22 protein-coding genes are annotated in these 21,882 nt (G+C 53.2%); 13 read left to right on the top strand and 9 right to left on the bottom strand.

Going from position 1 to position 21,882, the window contains the following annotated elements; translation table 11 throughout:
• Positions 1-2: 2 nt before the first annotated feature.
• Positions 3-911, top strand: coding sequence for a diaminopimelate epimerase (locus tag K8V32_RS12245; protein WP_303907878.1), 909 nt, complete (start codon positions 3-5; stop codon positions 909-911).
• Here K8V32_RS12245 and K8V32_RS12240 read toward each other — a convergent pair.
• Complete coding sequence (locus K8V32_RS12240) at positions 906-1,526, bottom strand: class I SAM-dependent methyltransferase (protein WP_303907876.1); 621 nt, start codon at positions 1,524-1,526, stop codon at positions 906-908. The genes K8V32_RS12245 and K8V32_RS12240 overlap by 6 nt on opposite strands.
• 223 nt (positions 1,527-1,749) lie before the next feature.
• On the opposite strand from K8V32_RS12240, the gene hflX reads away from it, so the two are divergent.
• The 9 genes from hflX (at position 1,750) to K8V32_RS12195 (ending at position 10,183) form a co-directional block, all read left to right on the top strand.
• Positions 1,750-3,288, top strand: a complete 1,539-nt coding sequence (gene hflX / locus K8V32_RS12235) for a GTPase HflX (protein WP_303907873.1) — start codon at positions 1,750-1,752, stop codon at positions 3,286-3,288.
• Entirely contained in the window at positions 3,278-5,323 is a 2,046-nt protein-coding gene (locus K8V32_RS12230; protein ID WP_303907870.1) for an ATP-dependent DNA helicase, read from the top strand. The genes hflX and K8V32_RS12230 overlap by 11 nt, the downstream gene beginning before the upstream one ends.
• A gap of 144 nt (positions 5,324-5,467) precedes the next feature.
• Complete coding sequence (locus tag K8V32_RS12225; RefSeq protein ID WP_303907868.1) at positions 5,468-5,815, top strand: LysM peptidoglycan-binding domain-containing protein; 348 nt, start codon at positions 5,468-5,470, stop codon at positions 5,813-5,815.
• 60 nt (positions 5,816-5,875) lie between these two features.
• Complete coding sequence (locus K8V32_RS12220; protein WP_303907865.1) at positions 5,876-6,991, top strand: histidinol-phosphate transaminase; 1,116 nt, start codon at positions 5,876-5,878, stop codon at positions 6,989-6,991.
• 80 nt (positions 6,992-7,071) lie between these two features.
• Positions 7,072-7,689, top strand: a complete 618-nt coding sequence (hisB, locus tag K8V32_RS12215; protein ID WP_303907862.1) for an imidazoleglycerol-phosphate dehydratase HisB — start codon at positions 7,072-7,074, stop codon at positions 7,687-7,689.
• Complete coding sequence (hisH, locus tag K8V32_RS12210; RefSeq protein ID WP_303907859.1) at positions 7,689-8,327, top strand: imidazole glycerol phosphate synthase subunit HisH; 639 nt, start codon at positions 7,689-7,691, stop codon at positions 8,325-8,327. The genes hisB and hisH overlap by 1 nt, the downstream gene beginning before the upstream one ends.
• Positions 8,327-8,491: a CG2302 family histidine operon protein gene (locus tag K8V32_RS12205; RefSeq protein WP_303907856.1), complete on the top strand. Its 165-nt coding sequence runs from the start codon at positions 8,327-8,329 to the stop codon at positions 8,489-8,491. The genes hisH and K8V32_RS12205 overlap by 1 nt, the downstream gene beginning before the upstream one ends.
• Before the next feature lie 13 nt (positions 8,492-8,504).
• Complete coding sequence (priA, locus tag K8V32_RS12200) at positions 8,505-9,251, top strand: bifunctional 1-(5-phosphoribosyl)-5-((5-phosphoribosylamino)methylideneamino)imidazole-4-carboxamide isomerase/phosphoribosylanthranilate isomerase PriA (protein ID WP_303907853.1); 747 nt, start codon at positions 8,505-8,507, stop codon at positions 9,249-9,251.
• A gap of 8 nt (positions 9,252-9,259) precedes the next feature.
• Complete coding sequence (locus tag K8V32_RS12195; protein WP_303907850.1) at positions 9,260-10,183, top strand: SseB family protein; 924 nt, start codon at positions 9,260-9,262, stop codon at positions 10,181-10,183.
• Between the two features lie 3 nt (positions 10,184-10,186).
• On the opposite strand, the gene K8V32_RS12190 is transcribed toward K8V32_RS12195, so the two are convergent.
• From K8V32_RS12190 to K8V32_RS12180, 3 genes are read right to left on the bottom strand one after another with little or no spacing between them, the layout of a single operon-like run.
• Positions 10,187-10,672 (bottom strand): MarR family winged helix-turn-helix transcriptional regulator, encoded by a 486-nt coding sequence (locus K8V32_RS12190; protein ID WP_303907847.1) that lies wholly within the window; start codon positions 10,670-10,672, stop codon positions 10,187-10,189.
• Positions 10,638-11,378, bottom strand: a complete 741-nt coding sequence (locus tag K8V32_RS12185) for an FMN reductase (protein WP_303907844.1) — start codon at positions 11,376-11,378, stop codon at positions 10,638-10,640. Before K8V32_RS12185 ends, K8V32_RS12190 begins: the two co-directional genes overlap by 35 nt.
• Positions 11,379-11,381: 3 nt before the next feature.
• On the bottom strand, positions 11,382-12,545 hold the full coding sequence (locus K8V32_RS12180) for an LLM class flavin-dependent oxidoreductase (RefSeq protein ID WP_303907842.1): 1,164 nt from the start codon (positions 12,543-12,545) through the stop codon (positions 11,382-11,384).
• A gap of 180 nt (positions 12,546-12,725) precedes the next feature.
• On the opposite strand from K8V32_RS12180, the gene K8V32_RS12175 reads away from it, so the two are divergent.
• Positions 12,726-13,175, top strand: a complete 450-nt coding sequence (locus tag K8V32_RS12175) for a (deoxy)nucleoside triphosphate pyrophosphohydrolase (RefSeq protein ID WP_303907838.1) — start codon at positions 12,726-12,728, stop codon at positions 13,173-13,175.
• A 30-nt stretch (positions 13,176-13,205) separates the two neighbouring features.
• Here K8V32_RS12175 and K8V32_RS12170 read toward each other — a convergent pair whose 3' ends face one another.
• From K8V32_RS12170 to K8V32_RS12150, 5 genes are read right to left on the bottom strand one after another with little or no spacing between them, the layout of a single operon-like run.
• Positions 13,206-14,051 carry an HpcH/HpaI aldolase/citrate lyase family protein gene (locus tag K8V32_RS12170; RefSeq protein ID WP_303907835.1) on the bottom strand — a complete coding sequence of 282 codons (846 nt, stop codon included), beginning with the start codon at positions 14,049-14,051 and terminating at the stop codon, positions 13,206-13,208.
• Entirely contained in the window at positions 14,048-14,548 is a 501-nt protein-coding gene (locus tag K8V32_RS12165) for a MaoC family dehydratase (RefSeq protein WP_303907832.1), read from the bottom strand. The genes K8V32_RS12170 and K8V32_RS12165 overlap by 4 nt, the downstream gene beginning before the upstream one ends.
• Positions 14,549-14,557: 9 nt before the next feature.
• Entirely contained in the window at positions 14,558-15,697 is a 1,140-nt protein-coding gene (locus K8V32_RS12160; RefSeq protein ID WP_303907829.1) for an acyl-CoA dehydrogenase family protein, read from the bottom strand.
• A 31-nt stretch (positions 15,698-15,728) separates the two neighbouring features.
• A complete protein-coding gene (locus K8V32_RS12155) occupies positions 15,729-17,717 on the bottom strand; it encodes an acetyl/propionyl/methylcrotonyl-CoA carboxylase subunit alpha (RefSeq protein ID WP_303907826.1) in 1,989 nt (662 codons plus the stop codon).
• Between the two features lie 5 nt (positions 17,718-17,722).
• Positions 17,723-19,330, bottom strand: a complete 1,608-nt coding sequence (locus K8V32_RS12150; RefSeq protein WP_303907823.1) for a carboxyl transferase domain-containing protein — start codon at positions 19,328-19,330, stop codon at positions 17,723-17,725.
• A 98-nt stretch (positions 19,331-19,428) separates the two neighbouring features.
• On the opposite strand from K8V32_RS12150, the gene K8V32_RS12145 reads away from it, so the two are divergent.
• Positions 19,429-20,076 (top strand): TetR/AcrR family transcriptional regulator, encoded by a 648-nt coding sequence (locus K8V32_RS12145; protein ID WP_303907820.1) that lies wholly within the window; start codon positions 19,429-19,431, stop codon positions 20,074-20,076.
• Between the two features lie 66 nt (positions 20,077-20,142).
• On the top strand, positions 20,143-21,801 hold the full coding sequence (locus K8V32_RS12140; protein ID WP_303907817.1) for an AMP-binding protein: 1,659 nt from the start codon (positions 20,143-20,145) through the stop codon (positions 21,799-21,801).
• The last annotated feature ends 81 nt before the right edge of the window (positions 21,802-21,882 follow it).

The raw sequence follows: 21,882 nt of genomic DNA, 5'->3' as shown, positions 1-21,882 counted from the left end.
ACATGAACGTTTCACAGTCCACACCGCAAGTTCGTCGACAGGGCATGCGAGAAGACTTAGTCGGTGAGCAATTTATAAAAATCACAGGTCCGACCGGCGACTGGATTGTCATTGACGAACCAACCCAGCGCTTCGAACTGACCTCAGAACATATTATTTGGCTGTGCAATCGTTCCACTGGCGTCGGTGCTGTTGGGGTGGTGCTGATTACTGAGGCTCCACCACTACACGGGCGCCCAGCGCTTAGTCTAGAAGCCTGGATGGCTGATGGAACACCGATGCAGCACCTGACAGAAGCAGCCCGTGTTGCAACTTATGCATTGGTAGCCCTGAAGAAGATAGCAAATGCAGACACGTCGCACCACGTCTTCAGCTCTTCGTCAGGCCTAATTACCACGGTTTACACCCCTGCCTATGTAGGTGTTGATATTGGCCAATGGTCATACGAGATGCCCGAAACTGCAAGTGCAGCAGGCTCTGACACTTTAGTCATGGCAGCAGGACTAACAGATCCACGACCAGGCTTGAGTATCCGAGCTCAAAACCTACACGTCACGGTAGCAGTAGAGTCTTTAGGAGAATTAGCGGGCATAGACTTGGCACAAGCCCCATCGATTGATCCAGAAGCTTCGGAACCGACCGGAGTAAATTTCGTTGTGCCACACGACCCGCTTATGGTGGAGGGCATCGGCCAATTAGCACTGCGGCACCACCCCGCAGTTCATGGCGTCTCTGACCTGGGCACGGCGGCAGCAACTGCGACAATTGCTTTCCAACTGTGGACGGGACTGACCCAACTGAGCTTGTGGAATGTGTCAACACCATGTGGTGACATCGTGGTGCAACTTCACGAGGGTCAACGAATATCTACCTTCGCAGCGCTCTCAACGGCTTTTATTGGTCGGTTATAAGACGCGTTCCACAAGGAGTACTCGAAAGCCTTTATCTGTAGCGGCCCGACGAACAGAAAATTCGCCAGGTGCCTTCGCATCGAGCATGGATTGGATCCAAGGCAATAATGAATCAGCGCCGAGTTTCTTAGCCACTACGAGCCACGCTTGGCCGCCAGGTTTCAGCGTAGGTAGCCACCGGGTCAAGATGTCATGTAAGGCAGTCTTACCAATTCGAATCGGGGGATTTGACCAGATCAGATCGAAAGTAGCACCTGTAGAAACATCGTCCGGGTGTTGGACCCTGATGTTGTCGATCCCGAGACGTGCAGCGTTTGTCTGGGTCAGCATCGCTGCGCGTTCATTGACCTCTACGGCCGTGATGTCCGCACCCGGCGAAAGTAACCCCATCGTCAGTGCAATGGGCCCCCATCCGGACCCAATATCGAGGAATTCTCCCGCGGCAGGGGGATCAGCTACGACCTCCAAGAGGACACGTGTCCCGCGATCCACCCCATCGGGAGAAAAAATGCTGCCAGAGGTCTCAACTTGAACATCTTGTTCGGCAAGCTCGACATCGACTACACGCCGACGATCTTGGCCAGACGGACTGGAGGAGAAATAATGCTCATTCATGGTCTTTGTAGTGTAGTACGTTCCGGACATTCGCTGCGGCACAGCACCATGTTGGCACGGTGTGTCAACTGGAATATTTCCTCTCTGCACGCTGTTGTTATAGACAGATGTATTTGATAGAAAAATCACCACGCGTTCCCCACGAAAAGCCCGAGATCATGGGCTTAATGACAGTAAATGTGACATACTACAACGTAAGGAAAAGCCTCTGAACAAGGAGAAAATGGTCACACCATACGAACCCTCTGATCCTCAAGTTGACGAGCAAGTCAAAGCGCTGATCAACCGAATCTTGTCCGCCGACGATGCGAAAGCTTCGCAGATAAGTGCGGTTGAGGACTCTCGTTCTGCGGGTGCTCAAGCGCTGGACGAAGGAGGGTCGAACCATACTGTATTTGATGGTGATCAGTTTGATCTCGAAAAGCGCCATGCGCTGCGGCGTGTAGAGGGTTTATCAACTGAACTCGATGACATTACAGAAGTAGAATATCGTAAACTTCGTTTGGAAAAAGTCGTCCTGGCAGGCCTATGGACTGACGGTTCCGTAACTGAAGCAGAGCACTCACTCCAAGAGCTGGCTGCCCTAGCCCATACAGCCGGGTCGACAGTGCTCGACGGCATCATTCAGCGTCGGCACGCACCTGACCCCGCAACGTTTCTGGGCCGCGGAAAAGCACAACAACTGCGAGATATCGTCCAAGAACAAGCCGCTGATACCGTCATCGTCGATACCGAACTGGCCCCATCACAACGCCGTGGACTAGAAGATGTTGTCGGTGTGAAAGTCATCGACCGCACGGCGCTGATCCTGGATATTTTTGCGCAACACGCACAATCCAAAGAAGGTAAAGCCCAAGTTGAACTAGCCCAGCTGGAATACCTATTGCCGCGCCTGCGTGGTTGGGGCGAATCCATGTCAAGGCAGGCCGGTGGACAGGCCGCCGGCGGTGCCGGTATTGGGTCGCGCGGTCCTGGTGAAACGAAAATCGAACTCGACCGACGTCGCATTCGTGACCGGATGGCGAAATTGCGTCGCGACATCAAGCACATGGAAAGCGCTCGCCGGACAAAGCGCGCTCGTCGTCGTCGCAACCAAATCCCATCGGTGGCAATTGCTGGGTATACCAACGCAGGAAAATCATCCATCCTCAACAGGCTGACCAAAGCAGGCGTCCTGGTCGAAAACGCCTTGTTCGCAACCCTGGACCCAACTGTCCGTGCAGCCCAAACCGACGATGGCATTGCATATACCTTGTCAGACACTGTCGGGTTTGTACGCCAGCTGCCAACACAATTGGTTGAAGCCTTTCGCTCCACGCTGGAAGAAGTCGATGAAGCGGACCTGATCTTACACGTCGTGGACGCATCACATCCTGAACCTGAAGCTCAGATCGAAGCAGTCCATCAGGTGTTTCTCGACACCAATATTGCTGATATCCAAGAGCTCATCGTCTTCAACAAAGCCGATGCTTCAGATCCTATGGTTTTAGCGCGACTACGACGCCGATACCCCAGTGCGCTTGTCGTCTCAGCGGCGACCGGGGAAGGGTTCCCAGAACTCGAAGCGGCCATCGCCGAGGGATTGCCACGACCTAGCGTTCACATGGATCTACTGGTGCCATATACCGACGGCGACGTCGTGAACCGACTACACTCGGATGACACCGAAATTCTGGCCGAAACCTATGAGCCGGAAGGCACCGCCTTGACCGTGCTGGTGTATCCAGAGGATAAGGACCACTACTTAAGCTATGTCCGGTAATCAACCGGTAACCAACACAGCCAGCCAAACGCAAGTTAGCGAATGGCTGGCTGATGCCGTTGCCGAACTCGGTGGGCAGACCCGTCCAGGTCAACAACTCATGGCAACTGAAGTTGCCAGCGCCCTGCAGACCGGGACCCATCTGGTCGTGCAGGCTGGCACTGGTACTGGTAAGTCCCTGGCCTATTTGGTCCCCGCCATCGATTACACACTGGCCAGTGAGTCACCCGTGGTCATCGCTACCGCGACCCTTGCGCTGCAAAGCCAGATTATTAGTCGTGACATTCCGCGACTACTGGACACCTTGGAACCGGCCTTACCGCGCAGCATCGATGTGGCACTGTTGAAAGGCCGTGCTAACTACGTGTGCAAACACAAACTGCACGGCGCCGTGATCGAAACCGAAGATGACAGTTTGCTAACGACCACAGATGTCGTGGGCCAACCGCTGTCCCAACTTGGCGAAGAAGTCATTCGATTGCGTTCGTGGGCAGAAGAAACCGATACCGGAGATCGTGATGATCTGAAACCCGGGGTTACCGATGAAGCTTGGCGTCAAGTATCGGTATCGGCCCGCGAGTGTATCGGTGCTAGCAAATGTCCATTCGCTGAAGAATGCTTTTCGGAACTGGCCCGTCAGGCTGCAGCCGAATCCGACATCATCGTGACCAACCATGCGATGCTGGCCATCGCTGCCTTCGAAGACCTCAACATCATGCCCGAGGCTGATGCGATTATCATCGACGAGGCTCACGAACTCATGGACCGCGTGACGTCGGCAGTGACGCTGCATCTGTCTGCGTCTATGATTCGAAGTGCCGCGAAACAAGCAAGGCAAGAAGCAGCAGTGGTTGCCACGGATCTGACTGATGCGGCCGCCTCGATGGAAGCTGCTTTTGCTTCGGCGCCGACCGGGTGGTTTGCTCAGGGCCTCAATGAACACCAATTAACAGCTTTAGAAAGCGTTCGAGACGAGACGCGACAAATGCTCAGCGATCTCAAAGGTAACGGTGGCACCGAAACTGAAGAGTCGAATCGCCAGTTGGTCAAAAATCGTCTCACCGAAATTTTAGAGACCACCGAACAACTCCTCTCCGCGGGCTCACAGCCCAAGGGGGATACGGTTGTTTGGGCGACTCGTCCTTCACATTTTGAACCCGGCCAAGGATGGGTGGAAGCTGATCCGCATGCAGCACCGTTACTCTATGCGGCGCCACTATCGATTGCTGGGAAATTCCGCGATAAATTACTCAACGAATCCACCACGATCTTGACGTCGGCGACGCTGACCGTTGGTGGCAAGTTTGATACTATAACCAATGATTTAGGGTTCACCCTTAATGGTGGTGCCAAATATAAGACCCTGGATGTGGGCAGCCCTTTTGACTATCCCAGACAGGGAATCCTGTATGTCGCCGATGATTTGCCCAAACCAGGTCCGCAACCTTCTGCCCAATCGCATGAGCGGCTTGAGCAGCTGTTAGCTGCCTCAGATGGGGGAGCCTTGTGCCTGTTTTCTTCGCGTAGTGCTGCCAAGGCTGCCGCCGATGAGATGCGCCTGCGTTTTGGGGACAAACTCAACATTCTGGTGCAAGGGGAATCAACACTGTCGGGACTCATCGATGAGTTCACCGAAGACCCACGAGCCTGTCTTTTTGGGACACTGACCTTGTGGCAGGGGGTTGACGTCCCCGGAGAGACTCTCCGTCTGGTAACTATTGACCGGCTTCCATTTCCTCGACCAGATGATCCACTTGCCGCAGCGCGTGCCCGATATATCAGCCAACGCGGCGGTAACGGATTTATGGCGGTTTCGGCTAGCCATGCCGCCGTTCGGCTAGCCCAAGGTGCTGGGCGTCTGATCCGATCAACGTCGGATCGTGGAGTTGTTGCTGTTCTCGACTCGCGTCTAGCAAGCGCCGGGTACAGTGGATTCCTGCGAGCCTCGATGCCAAATTTTTGGTCTACCGGGTCACTCAAACAAGTCCTCACAAGCCTCGAGAGTCTTTCCGCCGGACTCCAAAAGGGAAACTAAATCTCATCCACGGTCCTCGGCTAATGACAGTTCACGTCGCCGGTGGCATCGCACGTCGTTTGGCCTGAACTGCTTACAGTGTCCTACCTAGTTGTTTCAATGAGTCATGACCATGATGATTCAAACAACAGAAGGTGGGTTTCGATGAGCAACCTCCCGTCATTGCCCAAAAACCTTAGAGTGACATCTCGGGGCGTCCTTGTCATCCGTTTGTGCGTAGTGTGCGTGGTGTTGGCCGGGCTGGCAATTCTGCTGGCAACCGTGTGGTTCCAGCAACCTATTGCTCCGGCTATTGCCGCTGATCAGCAATCTGCTGATGTTTACCAGATGATCGTGGTGCAGCCAGGCGACACACTATGGGAAATTTCGTCTCGCTTGGCACAAAACAATGATCGTGCCGCCGTTTTGGAACAAATCATGACGTATAACGATCTAAAAACGTCTGACTTGAAAGTCGGTCAGAGACTGTTTGTTCCCGTTGAACAGGACTAGCGATCAGCCCGTGGCGTCACTCTTAGTTTTGTGAGTTCGACCCAGGCTATGCTTATTGCCGTGACTAATCAGCAAGAACAGGCCAGCACTACTGCATTGGAAGCATTACCGCTTCGCGATAATTTACGCGGGCAGTCGCCATATGGTGCCCCGCAGCTGGAGGTCCAGCATCTCCTTAACACCAATGAGAATACGCATCCGGTACCACAAGTTGTCGTGGATGCCATTGGTGCTGCGGTGCTTGACGCTGCGTCTTCGCTGAATCGTTATCCCGATCGTGAATTCACAGAGCTACGTCAACGCCTGGCACGCTATCTTGGCCATGGCCTTACCGAAGATAATATTTGGGCTGCGAATGGGTCCAATGAAGTGTTGCAGCAAATTCTGCAGGCATTTGGCGGACCTGAACGGAAAATTTTGAGCTTTCCGCCGACCTATTCGATGTATCCGCTGCTCGCATCCGGTACGAACACTGAATACATCGCTGGAATTCGTGCGGACGATTTTACCCTCAGCCCAGAATCTGCTGCTCAACAGGTCAAAGACTCACAACCAGATATTGTGTTCTTGTGCTCGCCCAATAACCCCACCGGCACGGCACTCGGACTCGACGTCGTAGAAGCGGTCTATGAGGCCAGTCAAGCGTTCAACGCCATAGTGGTTGTCGATGAAGCTTATGAAGAATTTTCCCTGGACACTACTAAATCAGCTCTGACTCTCCTTGATGGGCGAGAGCGATTAATTATCTCACGCACAATGTCTAAAGCCTTTGCTTTGGCCGGCGCCAGAGTTGGCTACTTGGCTACATCGCCACAAGTCACTGACGCTCTTCGGCTTGTCAGATTGCCTTATCACTTGTCAGCCATCACCCAGGCAGCAGCAAATGCTGCCCTCCAACATGTTGACGTTCTCTTAGCGACTGTCGGTGAGATTAAGGCTCAACGAAACCGAATCGTTGAGGAACTTCGGCAGATGGGTCTGAAACCTGCAGTGTCAGATTCCAACTTTGTATTCTTCGGCTGGCTCGAAGATGCTCACGCGGTCTGGCAGGGGCTGCTGGATCGCGGTGTGCTTATTCGTGATGTGGGCATCCCACATCATCTTCGAGTGACCGCCGGTACCGAGGAAGAAACCACGGCATTTCTTGTTGCGCTACGGGAAGTAATTGGTGCCTAAGATAGTTTGTCAGACCTGGTGACGACTACACTTAGGGATCGCACCAAATTAATTGTCGAATAAGGAGTTTCCTGACCTCAATGGCAGCTGAACTGATCTCCGGTCGTAAAGCATCGATGAAACGCACAACATCTGAGTCCGATGTTTACGTTGAACTCGACCTCGATGGTACCGGGACGTCAAATATCTCCACCGGTGTACCGTTTTATGATCATATGCTCGATGCGCTTAGCCGTCACTCGCTCCTGGACCTCACGGTGCAAGCGACTGGCGACACGCATATCGATGTCCATCACACCGTAGAAGATGTGGCGATTACTCTCGGGGAAGTTTTCAAAGTAGCCCTGGGCGACAAACGAGGTATCCGCCGTTATGGCGAAGCCACGATCCCGATGGATGAGGCTCTTGCCAGAGCCACTGTGGATCTTTCAGGACGCCCCTACTTCGTGCACGAAGGCGAATCAGAGGCCCAGGTGTATCACCTGATTGGGGGACACTTTACGGGCGCGATGACACGCCATGTCTTTGAATCATTTACATTCCACGCTGCCATTAACGTCCACATCGATTTACTGCGCGGTAGAGATCCGCACCATATCGTGGAAGTGCAATTCAAAGCATTAGCTCGGGCTTTACGTCAAGCAATAGAGGATGATCCACGCGTTGAGGGCATCCCATCCACTAAGGGTGCTCTGTAGTGTCGCAGACCAAACCAACCATTGCCGTGGCAGACTATGGCATTGGCAATCTGGGATCTTTAGTGAACGCTTTGGAACATCTAGGTGCTGACGTCGTTGTGACCTCTGAAGGTCAAACCTTGCTGGCCGCTGAGGGAATGATCCTGCCTGGCAACGGAGCCTTCGGTGCCTCCAAGAAAGCCATGGAACGACTCAGCATTCCCCGCTGGGTGGGACAACGCGTGGCTGGTGGTCGCCCCGTGCTTGGCATATGTGTGGGGCACCAGTACCTGTTCGACGCTTCCGAAGAATTTGGCAAATATGACGGCATGGGGGAATGGCCAGGCACAGTTAAAAAGCTGGCAACGGAGGCAGTGCCACATATTGGCTGGAGTGAAGTCCACCCTGCTGCCGACACCGTCCTATTTGCTGGTCTCGGTGAAGAACGATACTACTTCTCACATTCATATGCCGTTCTTGAATGGGAATTTGACCAGAGCATTGAATCCATGGTGCCACCGCAGGTTTCGTGGGGTTACCATGACGGCGATTTTATTGCTGCGGTGGAAAATGGGCCGCTTGTCGGTGTCCAATTCCATCCAGAGTTGTCGGGTCGCGCTGGCCTGACCGTATTACAGAATTGGATGGGTAGTTTCTGATGCCATGGTGGTCCACATTATTACTGGCACTGGGCGGCATCCTCATCGGTGGCGCCTGGTCCCTGCATCGTCAAAAGGCGCCAATATGGGTTCGTGTTTCGTTTATCATCCTTGGCGCTTTAGCCATTCTTGCAGCATTCCTCACCGTCCCTTGGGCTAACTAACTTTGGAGAATCTATGACCACCCCACTACAACTTCTACCGGCCGTTGATGTTCAGAATGGCCAAGCCGTGCGCCTTGTTCAAGGGGAATACGGCACTGCCACAAACTACGGTGACCCGTTTGACGCGGCCCTTGGTTGGCAGGAAGCTGGCGCTGAATGGCTCCACCTGGTCGACCTTGACGCAGCCTTCGGGCACGGCAACAACCGTGAAATCATTCGTCGGATTACCGCCGATCTGGGTATCAAAATCGAGCTCTCTGGTGGCTTGCGCGACGATGCTTCATTGGAAGAAGCCTTAGCGATGGGCGCTACCCGAGTAAATTTGGGGACCGCCGCACTAGAAAATCCAGACTGGACAGCAAAAGTCATCGACCAATTCGGTGACAAAATCGCTGTCGGACTTGACGTTCGGGGTGAGCAATTAGCGACTCGTGGTTGGGTCGAAGAAGGTGGCAACCTGTGGGATGTCCTTGACCGGCTTGAGGCAGCAGGCTGCGCTCGGTATGTGGTCACCGACATTACGAAAGATGGTACGTTGACCGGGCCGAATACTGAGCTGCTGGGCCAGATTGCTCAGAAAACTGGCAAACCAGTGATTGCTTCAGGCGGCATTTCTGTTCTCGAGGATATTGAACAGCTTGCTCAGATGGTTGACCAAGGAATTGAAGGTGCGATCATCGGCAAAGCCCTGTATGCCGGCCAATTCACGCTACCGCAAGCGTTACAAGTCGCTAGCGGCTCAGCAGTGCAAGACGTATAAAGGGATTCATGGCAGATACACCTCAACTCCCTGGACATATTCAAGCTGCAATCGACCGGAATTTAGCACGCCAGAACCGTGATGCGTTTGGACGTCCAGCAGACTCGGCCGGAATCACTTGGACTGGTCGAGATCTCTCTGGGACGGGAATCGAAGGTTCAGCAAACCCGCTGCATGCATTCGATACCGATGATGGACTAGAGGATGAGGCCTGGACGAAAGTCAGCCAAGACCTTCTAGACGGAAACGCGGACGAAAAGGACGTCTTTAACGTCCTCCAAAATATCCGGGTATTCGCTGCAGTCGTCCCAACGGTGGCGGAGGCCACTCATGAAAAGCGAGCGGATCAACATGGTAAAGAATTTACTGTGGAATCCGATAAAGAAGCAGATGTTGCGCTGATTTCATTGAAGGCCGCTGATGGTCGCGGTGCGCTCCCAGTCTTCACCTCAATCCCCAAACTTACCGCCTGGCACAAAAAAGCCCGTCCGGTAGCTGTTTGGATGCCACGGGCATGTTTGAGTGCTGTGGATGAAGGCAACGAGCTGGTTGTCATAGATCCTGGAGCACACTTGACGTATGTTGTGCGGCGACCAGAAGTGTATGCTCTAGCACAACAACGGGCCTGGACACCTTCCTACGAAGATGTTGAGATTGCGCAAGCTTTGTCAGAACTAACAGATCTTGTCCCTGGGCTCAGCCAGCTCGCCATGGCTCCGGGACGAGGTGTTGGAACACAAACTGACAACGGTAACGTGGTCGCTGGCGGGGGAGCCGGCCCAGAGCTGGCGTTAGTTGCGACCCCAACAGATCCCTCAGACACTGTAGGCAGTAAACTGATGCTGTCCACGCTGCAATCGTTGATTGCCGATGTTCCGATACTTGCAGAACGTGCCGATACTGTGGAGATTGTCCTCGGCAGTTCGCACTAAGTCTTAGTCCTCAGGTATTTCGTTCAGTTGAGCGCAGACCTTGGCGAACGTACGGTAAATCGTGGCGAGTTCGTCTTCGGAAACTACATCGGTAAACAGTGCTTTGACACCTTTTGCATGGATGACCGATGCTTTGCGGAACATCGTGCGTCCTTCGGCTGTCAGTTCTGCTTGCCACGCACGTCCATCGTCAGCACACTTGACTCGTTTTACGAGCCCGCGATCAGACAGCACTTTGACTTGGTAGGTCAATCGTGATGGAGAAAAAACAATGGCATCCGCCAGTTGTCCCATGCGCATATGACCTTCAGGTGCCTCGGAGAGTAACAATAGCATGTTGTATTCACTTAAGGTGAGCCCAACTTGTTGCTTGAGTCGTTTCTCTAGACGGTCCAACAGTCGAGCGGTCGTTTCAAAATACATGCGAAACGCTGGCCCCAGGGGCTGCTGCAGCTCATGTGTTGTCAGGGTTGTTAAGGAGCTGGTCAAAGGGAATCACCTCTAATTCTTTAGGATGTGAGGGCGCGCGCCGCGGACGTGGATCAACACGCGCAACCACCTCAGCGAAATCTTTACCGGCGTGAGCGATTCGCTTGCTCAAATAACCCGCGGAGGATTCATGATTTCGTGCATTTTCAAAGCCTTCCGCCGATCCCCAATCCTCAGTTGCAGCATATACGCCGGTTGGCATGACGTGCATGCGTAGATAGGAAAACAAGGGACGCATCGCAATATCGATCACCAATGAATGCCGCGGACTGCCGCCAGTTGATCCTAATTGGACCGGTACACCAGTCAATGTATCGTACTCTACGAGGTCCCAAAACGATTTAAACAGACCCGAGTATGACGCTTTGAATACCGGAGAAACCGCAATAATCCCATCGGCCTGTTCAACTTCATTGATGATTCCCGTTAGCTGTTCAGAACGTGTGGAGGTTACCATGGCTTCGGCAATATCTGTTGCAACAGTGCGCAATTCGAAGTGATGGAGTTCGGGACGGTAGCCGCGCTCTGATAGTGCGTCAGCTGTTGCTTGGCCTAGTTGTTTTGCCAACAACGAGGTCGAACTTGGATCACTGAGTCCGGCTGCGATGACCGCAATGTGCCGTGTTTGTGGCGTAAATGGATCTGTCGAATCGAATGCTGTGTTCATGGTCTTCTTACGTTCCGGTAAAATATCGTTCTCGGTCAAGGATTATTCTTTCGACGCTTCGTTCTGCGCTTTCTGACGGTCATGGAATGCTTGGGAACTTTCTCCGCCACCGGCAATCGGAGCGTTGCCTGCAGCCTTGCGTGCTTTCAAGAATTCGTGAGTCGGTGCTTCTGGGACATCTTCTAAACGACCCTTGGCAAACTCCTTGCGTAGAGCTGGCAGGACTTTTTCACCGAAAAGATCGATTTGTTCTAATACTGTCTTGGTTGGTAAGCCTGCGTGATCAATCAGAAACATTTGGCGTTGGTAATCTCCGACCCAATCGCGGAATTCTAAGGTTCGGTCAATGACCCGTGCTGGTGACCCAACGGTGAGCGGAGTCATCTTTGTGAAGTCTTCCATCGAAGGTCCGTGCCCGTAGACGGGCGCATTATCGAAGTAAGGGCGAAACTCATTCCAGGCATCCTGGGATTTTTCACGCATAAACGCTTGGCCACCTAGTGCGACATATGCTTGGTGAGCTTTGCCATGCCCGTAGTATTCGTACCGTTGACGGTAGAGTTGGACCATCTGGATGATGTGTTCCTTGTTCCAGAAAATGTTGTTGTGGAAGAAGCCATCACCGTAGTAAGCTGCCTGTTCTGCAATCTCTGGTGAACGAATCGAACCGTGCCATACAAACGGCGGAACGTCATCCAGTGGTCGCGGAGTCGCGGTGAACTGTTGCAGTGGTGTGCGGAATCGACCTTCCCAGTCCATCTTGGTTTCACGCCAGAGCCGATACAACAGGTTGTAATTTTCTACAGCCAATGGGATACCTTGGCGAATATCTTTGCCAAACCATGGGTAGACCGGCCCGGTGTTACCCCGCCCCATCGTGAGGTCCATGCGCCCGTCGGCTAGATGTTGCAAATACGCATAATCCTCCGCAAGACGAACCGGATCCATCGTAGTGATCAGGGTTGTCGCGGTGGACAAGATCAGTTTGTCGGTGGCGGCAGCTAGATATGCCAGCAAGACGGGAGGGTTGCCCGGTGCTACGAAAGGCGGGTTGTGATGTTGCCCGGTAGCAAAAACTTCGAAGCCCGCCTGTTCTGCGTGTTTCGCGATTTTAACCGTGTCTTTAATGCGCTGCTGCTCAGAGGGGGCTTGGCCGGTGTGAGGATCTGGGGTGACGTCCCCAATGCTGAATACGCCAAACTGCATGGCTTCTGGCCTCTCCTACATTATGTTTCAAAACTGAACTAAGTCGAGTCTAATGCTTGAGGAAGTATATTTCAAATCTGAAATAAATGGCGGTGGTGTAGTAAGTGGCCAGATGATTCTATGAATCGCTGTGAGACGTCGACAAAGGGTTGCGCGATAGTTGCAGCTAAGATGGCTGTCATGCAACACACCGTTTCGAAACCCGTTGTTGTTGGTGCCGCCATTCTTAATGAGGCGATCCGACCAACACGCATGCTCGCCGCGCGACGCAAGGCACCAAAATCCTTAGCAGGTTATTGGGAATTTCCTGGAGGCAAAGTCGAGCCAGGCGAGACGTCGACTGATGCGTTGGTTCGGGAAATTCGAGAAGAACTCGGGGTCGAGATTGAAATCCTGGATCATATTGCTGCACCCAGCGAAGCCGGCTGGCAACTCGACAACGGGATGAATATGCATGTTTTCACAGCCATCATCCGTTCAGGAACACCAGAACCACTCATCGAGCACGACCGTTTAGAATGGGCCGGACTCAATGCCTCGGAAGTTCATGATCTTGAATGGATCCCAGCGGACCGTCCGATCATAGATGCGATCTTAGCTCAATTGGGTGAATCGAAGGCAACTCGTTGAACTCTGCCGGTGCGCTTTGGCTATTGCAGACTAATTGGTCAGCCTCGCAGCGCGCTGTACAACGGTTCGTGCATGTGCAATGAGCGGGCCGTCAACCATTGAACCTCGAAATTCAAATACTCCGCGGTGTTGGTCTACTTCTTTTAGCAGCGCCTGTGCATACTCCAAATCGTGTTCTGATGGTCGATATGCATTGCGCACGACTGTTACCTGAGCGGGATGGATGCAAGCTTTGGCATTGAAACCGCATGCAACGGCATCCTCGGCTTCGGCAATGAACTGATCGGTGGGGGATAAGTCGGTATGAATCGTATCGATGCTGGCTTTCCCAGCTGCCGCTGCAGCCAAGAGCACCTGAGCCCGTGCAAAACGGGGAATATCACGATACGTTCCGTTGGCAAAACGGGACGACGATCCTCCGGTCGACACCATCAGATCCTCAGCACCCCACATCAACGCCATCACTGCTGGGTGCTGGGCTATCTCGATGGCGGCCGTGACGCCTGCGGCGGTTTCACAGAGTGCAATAAGGCCGATCCCTGGAAGAGCATCAGCAACCTGAGCGATACCGTCAATGCTCTCAGCTTTTGGCACCATGATATACGGGAGGCCACTACCGGCTATGACGTCAACGTCGTGGCTAAAATCTGGTGCATCTACGGGGTTGACCCGCACCACGGTGCGCTGTGCAACTCTAGAATCCAATTGCGCCAGGTGCTTGCCTAACGCTTCGCGTGCTGCTGGCCGGTTGTCAGGAGCAACGGCATCTTCTAGGTCAATGATGATGGCATCGGATCGATCATATGCTTTGGCATACCGTTCGGGACGATCAGCAGGCACAAACAATAGGGCTGGTCCAAGGTCGAAGGTCGTCACGTGGTGGCCTTTCGATGATGTTCTTCAGACTCCCACAGCATCGTGGAACGGGTACATTCGGCAACCAGATCGCCATGCTGATTTCTTCCCATATGGCGGAGCGTGAGGATGCCTTGGCCTGGTCGTGACGAGGATAGCCGTTTAGCTAAGATCTCAGTCTCGGCATACAAAGTGTCACCGTGGTACAACGGTTTCGGGAAATTCACGCTTTCAAAACCCAGGTTGGCGACAATGGTGCCTTGGGTAAGTTGAGCAACCGAAGCGCCCACGATGGTCGATAACGTAAACATCGAATTGACTAAGGGTTGGCCAAATTCTTGTTGGGAAGACCAGTGTGCATCCAGATGAAGCGATTGCGTGTTCATCGTGAGGGTCGTGAATATAACGTTATCTGCCTCAGTTACGGTGCGACCTGGAGCGTGTTGATAGATGTTGCCAACTTCAATTTCGTCATAGTACAGACCGCGTTGTTTGATAATTTTTGGTTCATCAGACATTATGTTCCCCTACAGGCCTAGTGAACGAGCAATCAGCATGAGTTGGACTTCTGTGGTGCCTTCCCCGATCTCCAGAATCTTAGAGTCACGGTAGTGGCGCGCGACTAAGCTTTCGTTCATAAAACCGTATCCACCGAATATTTGTGTGGCATCGCGAGCGTTATCCATGGCTGCTTCAGACCCGATCATCTTGGCGATTGAAGCTTCGGTCTTGAACGGCTTTCCAGAAACCAACTTCTTGGCTGCCGAATAGTAAGCTGTCCGTGCAGCATACGCCCGGGCTTGCATCCGAGCAATCTTAAAGGAGACACCTTGGTTTTCGCCGATGGCGCGACCAAACGTCTTACGAGTCTTCGCATATTCGACAGAGGCATCGACACAACCTTGTGCTGCCCCAGTTGCAAGGGCTGCGATAGCGACACGACCTTCATCGAGAATGTCCATAAAGTTCGCAAAACCACGGCCTCGTTCACCCAACAGGTTCTCTTGGGGAACTTTGACATCATGTAGTGTCAACGGGTGGGTGTCGGAAGCGTTCCACCCAACTTTGTTATAAGCGGGTTCCACCGTAAACCCAGGCGTGTCCGTCGGGACAATGATTGTGGATATTTCCCCATCGCCGGTGACCGCCGTGACGGTGACAATTGAGGTAATGTCCGTGCCTGAGTTGGTGATAAATTCCTTATTACCGTTGATAGTCCAGATGTTGTTATCTAACGTAGCGCGGGTCTGAGTGCTGCCAGCATCTGAACCTGCACCGGGTTCGGTGAGGCCAAAGGCAGCTAGACGTTTCGCGTCGGCCAAATCAGGGAGCCAACGGTGCTTTTGTTCTTCGGTGCCAAATTTTAGTAATGGCATCATGCCAAGCGATACCCCTGCTTCAAGGGTAATAGCCACGGATTGATCGACCTTGGCAATTTCCTCTAGTGCCAGGCACAAAGTGAAGTAGTCGCCGCCTTGGCCTCCGTATTCCTCCGGGATGGGCAGCCCAAACAAGCCCATGTCGCCCATTTGCGAGATGATTTCATATGGAAATGTTTTCTCTCGGTCGTGTTGGGCCGATACCGGCGCGATCACTTGTTGTGCGAATTCACGGACCCCGTCAATAAGCGCGAGTTGTTCTTCGTCTAAATAATGGTCAATCGACATTGCTCAGTACCTTTCATTGCCGAAGCAAGTACTAGTGGTCATCGCTGGAGACGCATCCGACAACTGTCAGAATGCGCTGATCCAGTGCGACCTGTTGGCCGTCACTGACATGAATGGTGACCGTACCATCCAGCGGTGCTTTGAGTTGGTGTTCCATTTTCATTGCCTCGATGGTCACTACGAGATCACCAGCCGATACTTGGCTACCATCCGGTAGATGGATGACCGTGACAGTGCCCGGCAGTGGGGCACGAACTTGCGGGTCTACGCCGCGTTCCTCGGCATCCAGAGAGGCTAGTGTGTCGAGCACTTGCGCCTGATGATCCAAAACAACGACAGAGCCAGTGAAAGTATTGGTGGCCATCCAGACCCACGTTCCCTGAGGCGTAGGTGCTTCAGCCGCAATCGTGACTGTTTCGACACCGTGGGCATCTTGGTAGACATACTCATTGACCCGGACGGCCGGTAACAGCTGAGCACTTATATCAAGGGCTATCTCGAAACTGCTGGGATCGTCGTCAGCAGGATAGTCCACTCGGTACTTCACCTCTGCGGCACCACCAAGTCGGAATCCGTCAGGAAGCCAAGCATCTGACGGAGCACGAGCCTGGCTGTGTACAAAATGCGCTGCAATTTGAGCATGCCGTCTGGTTGGAGCATCAAAGACCATGTCTGGTAAACGCGCTTCAACCAGCGTGGTGTCAATGTTGCCGGCTGCAACATCAGCGTCCCTGATTAGATGCTGAAGATATTCCAGGTTGGTGTTAATCCCCAGGACGACCATTTCAGCCAACGCTTGATCTAAGCGCGCTAACGCTTGGTCGCGGTCGGTGCCGGTAGCAATGATCTTAGCGATCATGGGGTCAAACTCTGTACCGATGACAGCACCTGTGCGCAACCCCGAGTCCACCCGGATGCCGGGGCCAGTGGGCTCAGAAACGTGAAGGATTGTACCGGTAGAAGGCATAAAGCCTGCCTGGGGAGTTTCGGCATAGACACGCGCTTCGATTGAGTGCCCGGTCAATGCGACTTCATCTTGGGACAGCGATAGTGGTTCGCCAGCTGCAATCCGAATCTGTTCTTCGACAAGATCGATGCCGGTGATCTGTTCGGTGACCGGATGTTCCACCTGCAGGCGAGTATTCATCTCCATGAAGTAGAACTTGTCTGGCTCTTCGTCCGAGACAAGAAATTCGACGGTTCCTGCGCCCACATAGTCAACGGATTTGGCGGTATCGACCGCTGCCTGGCCGATGCGCGCTCGTGTTTCATCACTGAGCAGCACCGAAGGGGCTTCTTCAATAATCTTTTGATGACGACGCTGCAGTGAACACTCGCGCTCGCCGAGGTGAATGACATTGCCGTGTTGATCTGCCAGGATCTGCACCTCGATGTGACGCGGCGAGCGGATGAGTTGTTCGACTAGGAGGGTGTCGTCACCGAATGCGGTTTTTGCAACACGGCGAGCAGTCTCGAGCTGAGCGGCAAGCTCATCATGGGATGCGACCACGTGCATGCCCTTGCCGCCACCACCGGCGGAGGGTTTGATCAGCATTGGAAAGGTCATGTCTTTGGTAGCAGCAATGAGTTGTTTATTGCTCAGGCCTGCTTCAGCGACCCCGTCGACCATCGGAACGCCAGCTTTCGCAACGTGATTCTTCGAGCGGATCTTGTCACCCATGACTTCCAAAGCATGTTCACGAGGACCGATGAAAGTCACACCTGCCTGATGACAAGCATGCGCTAGGTCAACATTTTCGGAGATAAAACCATATCCCGGGTGGATTGCCTCAGCACCGACGTCGAGTGCCGCTTGCACAACGGCCTGTGGGTTAAGATACGACTCGGCTGCGGTTGCGCCTAACCGTATCGCTTCATCAGCGGATCGGACATGGGCTGCTTCCTGATCGGCATCCGAGTAGATAGCGACAGAACGGATGCCTAACCGACGCAAGGTCTTGGTAATGCGGATGGCAATTTCCCCGCGGTTGGCAATCAGTACTTTGGAAAATTGTTGCACAGCAGTCACATCCGGAAAAGACCAAATCGAGGTTCGGGAAGCGGGGTACGGGCACACACATCCAAGGCCATAGCGATGACTCGACGCGTATCTTGAGGCTCGATAATGCCGTCATCCCACAACCGAGCTGTGGAGTAATACGCGGAGCCCTGCTCATTGTAGCGATCCAAGATTGGTTGTTTGAACTCGGATTCTTCGTCTACAGACCATTGTTGGCCTGTGGCTTCGTACTGGTCCCGTTTGACCGTAGCTAACACGCTGGCCGCCTGATCGGGGCCCATAACGGAGATTCGGGCGTTGGGCCACATGAATAAAAAGCGCGGTGAATACGCCCGTCCACACATCGAGTAATTGCCCGCACCGAAAGATCCCCCGATAATGATGGTGATTTTCGGGACACGGGTTGTAGACACGGCAGTGACCATCTTGGCACCATTTTTGGCGATGCCCCCGGCCTCGTAGTCCTTGCCCACCATAAACCCAGAAATATTCTGCAAGAACAATAGCGGGATGCCGCGCTGATCGGCCAGCTCGATGAAGTGCGCTCCTTTGAGTGAGGACTCGGAGAAGAGGATGCCGTTATTGGCAATGATGCCTACCGGATGCCCATCAACGCGTGCAAAGCCTGTGACCAGGGTTGTGCCGTAGTTTTCTTTGAATTCATGAAAACTGCCTGCGTCGATGATTCGGGAAATAATTTCTCGAACGTCGTAGGGCGTATGTACGTCAACCGGTAAGATGCCCGCAATATCTTCCGGGTCATTGCTAGGATCTAGCGCGTCAATTTTTTTCCAGATTCGTTGCGGTGTTGGCGGCAGCGTGGCCACGATATTGCGCACGATCTGCAGGGCGTGGTCGTCATTTTCCGCTATATGATCCGCCACACCGGAGGTCGTTGTATGTACTTCCGCCCCACCCAGCTCTTCAGAGGTGACGATTTCACCGGTTGCTGCCTTAACCAGCGGTGGACCGCCCAAGAAGATGGTTCCCTGATTGCGCACAATAACAGATTCGTCACTCATGGCCGGCACATAGGCGCCACCAGCGGTAGATGAGCCTAGGACAGCTGAAATTTGCGGAATTCCTCGGGAGGATAATTGTGACTGATTATAGAAGATTCGCCCGAAATGGTCTCGATCGGGAAAAACTTCATCTTGCCGAGGCAAGAATGCGCCACCGGAATCCACTAGATACAAGCATGGGAGGCGGTTTTCAAAAGCAATCTCTTGGGCGCGCAAGTGTTTTTTGACCGTGATGGGGTAATAGGTTCCACCTTTGACCGTCGAATCATTGCACACAACCATCACATAGCGGCCCTCGACGATCCCGATCCCAGCGATCAGACCTGCAGCCGGTGCATCGCCGTCGTACATTTCAAAGGCAGCTAGTGAACCGATTTCAAGGAAAGGCGAGCCTGGGTCCAGCAGACGGCGCACTCGTTCGCGGGGGAGTAGGCGTCCACGGTCGAGATGGCGTTGACGTGATCGTTCCGACCCGCCTTGAGCTACCTGCGCGATACGGTCGCGCAGCTGTTGGTGCAGTTGAGAGTGATAGGTAAAGTTTGTTCGATATTGCTCGGAGTTGGCATCAACCTGTGTGATCAGCTGTTGCATTCTTCTCCTGACGGATGTGGACCTGGCAAAAATTTCAGTTTATGCTGACTAACTGAAGTTCAGATTAGTGATGGAGATTGCATTTGTCTAGTATTCAGATGAATACCTCTGACGGGGCAGTCAAGACCCAACGTCAGATGGAAAAAGAAAGGCGTCGTGAGCAGCTTCTGACTGCCGCCGCACGGCTGTTTGCCGCGCGCGGTTTTGCGGCAGTTTCGTTGGATGAAATCGGTGCCGAAGTAGGAGTCACTGGTCAGGCAATATACCGGCATTTTGAATCAAAGCAGGACATGCTGGGGGTGCTGATTGGCCAAGCCAGCCATTTCCTTCTGACTCGTGGTGGCGAGATTGAAGCTGCAAATGGTGATACCTTTGAGCGTTTGCGGCTGTTGGTGGACTTACAGACCGAGTTTGCCCTGAGCTCTTCGGATATTATCCGCGTCCAAGATCGTGACCTTTCATCGGTTGAGGAGGCCATGCAGCGAGATATCCGTCGAATGCAGCGTGAGTTTATTGATATCTGGATCCGCGCGATGCAACAGATTCACCCGCAAGAAACCACCGACCAGCTGGTAGTGCGAGCACACGCAGTATTTGGTCTCATCAACTCCACGGGCCATTCATTCCGGAGCTTAGCCAAACGGAAACAGACTGACAATTTCTTGTCATATTTGCGGTACATGCTACCCGAAATGGCGATGCAAGCCCTCTACGCTGCACCGGGAGAGACCAACGAAGAGGCTTAGTATGGTGAGATACTTCACGATTTGTTACATTATGAGACGACCTTAAGATTTCTCAGGAAGATAGTTATGGCAGGGCAACTCAACCATTCCTATGCTGTCGGTCCCACCGACGTCCCGCTCATCGAGGAAACGATCCCGCAGAATTTAGCCAAGACCACGGCTAGATTTCCTCAAAACATTGCCCTGATTGATGCCACAGCGGACCGCCAGTGGACCTATGAGCAGTTCTCTAACGATGTGCGGAAGTTAGCCACCGGGTTACACCACGCCGGGGTGACCACTGGCGAGCGAGTTGGTATCTGGGCGCTGAACCGGTGGGAATGGGTCATCGTGCAATATGCCACCGCACAACTGGGCGCCATCTTGGTCAATATCAACCCGGCCTACCGGCAGCACGAACTGAACTACGTGCTGAAGCAGGCGGAAATTACCACACTGATTTCCTCTGAAGAGGTGCCCGCTACGAATTATCCGCGCATGATCAAACGGGCTCAGCAAGAGCTTGGGACACTTGAGCGCATCGTCATTATGAACTCTGAATCCTGGGACGAGGTATTCGATGTTGCTGTTGATGATGAAACCCTTGACAAGATCGCGGCAACTTTGAGCAATACCGACGCCATCAATATTCAGTACACTTCTGGTACTACGGGATTCCCCAAGGGTGCCACCTTATCGCACCGCAATATTCTCAATAACGGGTTTTTCGTAGGGGAGACCAACCGCTATACCGACCAAGATCGTATTTGCATTCCGGTGCCTTACTATCACTGCTTTGGTATGGTCATGGGAAATCTTGCGGCCACAACGCACGGGGCGACGATGGTAATCCCCGGATCCTCATTCAAACCAGAACAAACCTTGGCGACTGTAGAAAAATATCGGTGTACATCGCTATATGGTGTTCCAACCATGTTCATCGCAGAATTAGCCCTAGAAAACCTGACTGACTTTGATCTGTCCTCCCTGCGCACCGGTATCATGGCCGGTTCCCCCTGCCCAGATGAGGTCATGCGACAGGTCATCAATACGATGCACATGGATGAGGTCACCATTTGCTACGGCATGACAGAAACTTCACCGGTATCGATGCAAACCCGTCCAGATGATGAGCTACATCTGCGTACCTCGACGGTAGGACGACCAAGCCCGCATGCTGAAATCAAGATTATTGACCCTGAGACAGGAGAAACTCTGCCCGTAAACGCTGACGGTGAGTTGTGCACGCGTGGCTATCTTGTGATGAAAGGGTACTGGAATCAACCAGAAAGGACCGCTGAGGTGCTTGGCGACGATGGCTGGTTGCGTACCGGCGACGTCGCACGCATGGACGAAAATGGGTATGTACAAGTCACCGGCCGAATTAAAGACATGGTCATTCGCGGCGGTGAGAACATTTATCCGCGCGAGATCGAAGAGTTTCTCTATACTCACCCAGACATCATTGATGCTCAAGTTATCGGCGTACCGGATGAACGCTACGGTGAAGAACTCATGGCCTGGATCCGGCTACGCAAAGGCGCACCAAAACTTACTGCCGAAGCACTGCGTGAGTTCTCCCTGAGTTCCCTGGCGAAGTATAAGATCCCGCGGTATGTCCATATAGTTGACGAATTCCCAACCACCGTAACGGGAAAAGTGCGTAAAGTTGAGATGCGCTCGGTAGCCATCGACCTTTTAGCCCAAGGTGATACCATCGATGACTTCTGGTCCTCTGATACGTAGCAGAATGGCAACAGTTCGGTCACGTTGACTTCACGTCTTAGACTAGATGGGGTCGAAACCGCCCGGTTTTGACCCCACTGT

It is taken from the genome of Enteractinococcus helveticum (genome assembly GCF_020742345.1).
Lineage (GTDB): Bacteria > Actinomycetota > Actinomycetes > Actinomycetales > Micrococcaceae > Yaniella > Yaniella helvetica_A.
This window is presented reverse-complemented; position numbering and strand designations above follow the sequence as displayed.

What these genes read in the sequence shown, in the direction of transcription:
- K8V32_RS12180 (WP_303907842.1), bottom strand. Translation starts at nt 12,545, where the DNA reads ATGCAGTTTGGCGTATTCAGCATTGGGGACGTCACCCCAGATCCTCAC.
- hflX (WP_303907873.1), top strand. Translation starts at nt 1,750, where the DNA reads ATGGTCACACCATACGAACCCTCTGATCCTCAAGTTGACGAGCAAGTC.
- K8V32_RS12150 (WP_303907823.1), bottom strand. Translation starts at nt 19,330, where the DNA reads ATGCAACAGCTGATCACACAGGTTGATGCCAACTCCGAGCAATATCGA.
- K8V32_RS12240 (WP_303907876.1), bottom strand. Translation starts at nt 1,526, where the DNA reads ATGAATGAGCATTATTTCTCCTCCAGTCCGTCTGGCCAAGATCGTCGG.
- K8V32_RS12165 (WP_303907832.1), bottom strand. Translation starts at nt 14,548, where the DNA reads ATGTCTGATGAACCAAAAATTATCAAACAACGCGGTCTGTACTATGAC.
- K8V32_RS12195 (WP_303907850.1), top strand. Translation starts at nt 9,260, where the DNA reads ATGGCAGATACACCTCAACTCCCTGGACATATTCAAGCTGCAATCGAC.
- K8V32_RS12225 (WP_303907868.1), top strand. Translation starts at nt 5,468, where the DNA reads ATGAGCAACCTCCCGTCATTGCCCAAAAACCTTAGAGTGACATCTCGG.
- hisB (WP_303907862.1), top strand. Translation starts at nt 7,072, where the DNA reads ATGGCAGCTGAACTGATCTCCGGTCGTAAAGCATCGATGAAACGCACA.
- K8V32_RS12140 (WP_303907817.1), top strand. Translation starts at nt 20,143, where the DNA reads ATGGCAGGGCAACTCAACCATTCCTATGCTGTCGGTCCCACCGACGTC.
- K8V32_RS12205 (WP_303907856.1), top strand. Translation starts at nt 8,327, where the DNA reads ATGCCATGGTGGTCCACATTATTACTGGCACTGGGCGGCATCCTCATC.
- priA (WP_303907853.1), top strand. Translation starts at nt 8,505, where the DNA reads ATGACCACCCCACTACAACTTCTACCGGCCGTTGATGTTCAGAATGGC.
- K8V32_RS12145 (WP_303907820.1), top strand. Translation starts at nt 19,429, where the DNA reads ATGAATACCTCTGACGGGGCAGTCAAGACCCAACGTCAGATGGAAAAA.
- K8V32_RS12160 (WP_303907829.1), bottom strand. Translation starts at nt 15,697, where the DNA reads ATGTCGATTGACCATTATTTAGACGAAGAACAACTCGCGCTTATTGAC.
- K8V32_RS12175 (WP_303907838.1), top strand. Translation starts at nt 12,726, where the DNA reads ATGCAACACACCGTTTCGAAACCCGTTGTTGTTGGTGCCGCCATTCTT.
- K8V32_RS12245 (WP_303907878.1), top strand. Translation starts at nt 3, where the DNA reads ATGAACGTTTCACAGTCCACACCGCAAGTTCGTCGACAGGGCATGCGA.
- K8V32_RS12230 (WP_303907870.1), top strand. Translation starts at nt 3,278, where the DNA reads ATGTCCGGTAATCAACCGGTAACCAACACAGCCAGCCAAACGCAAGTT.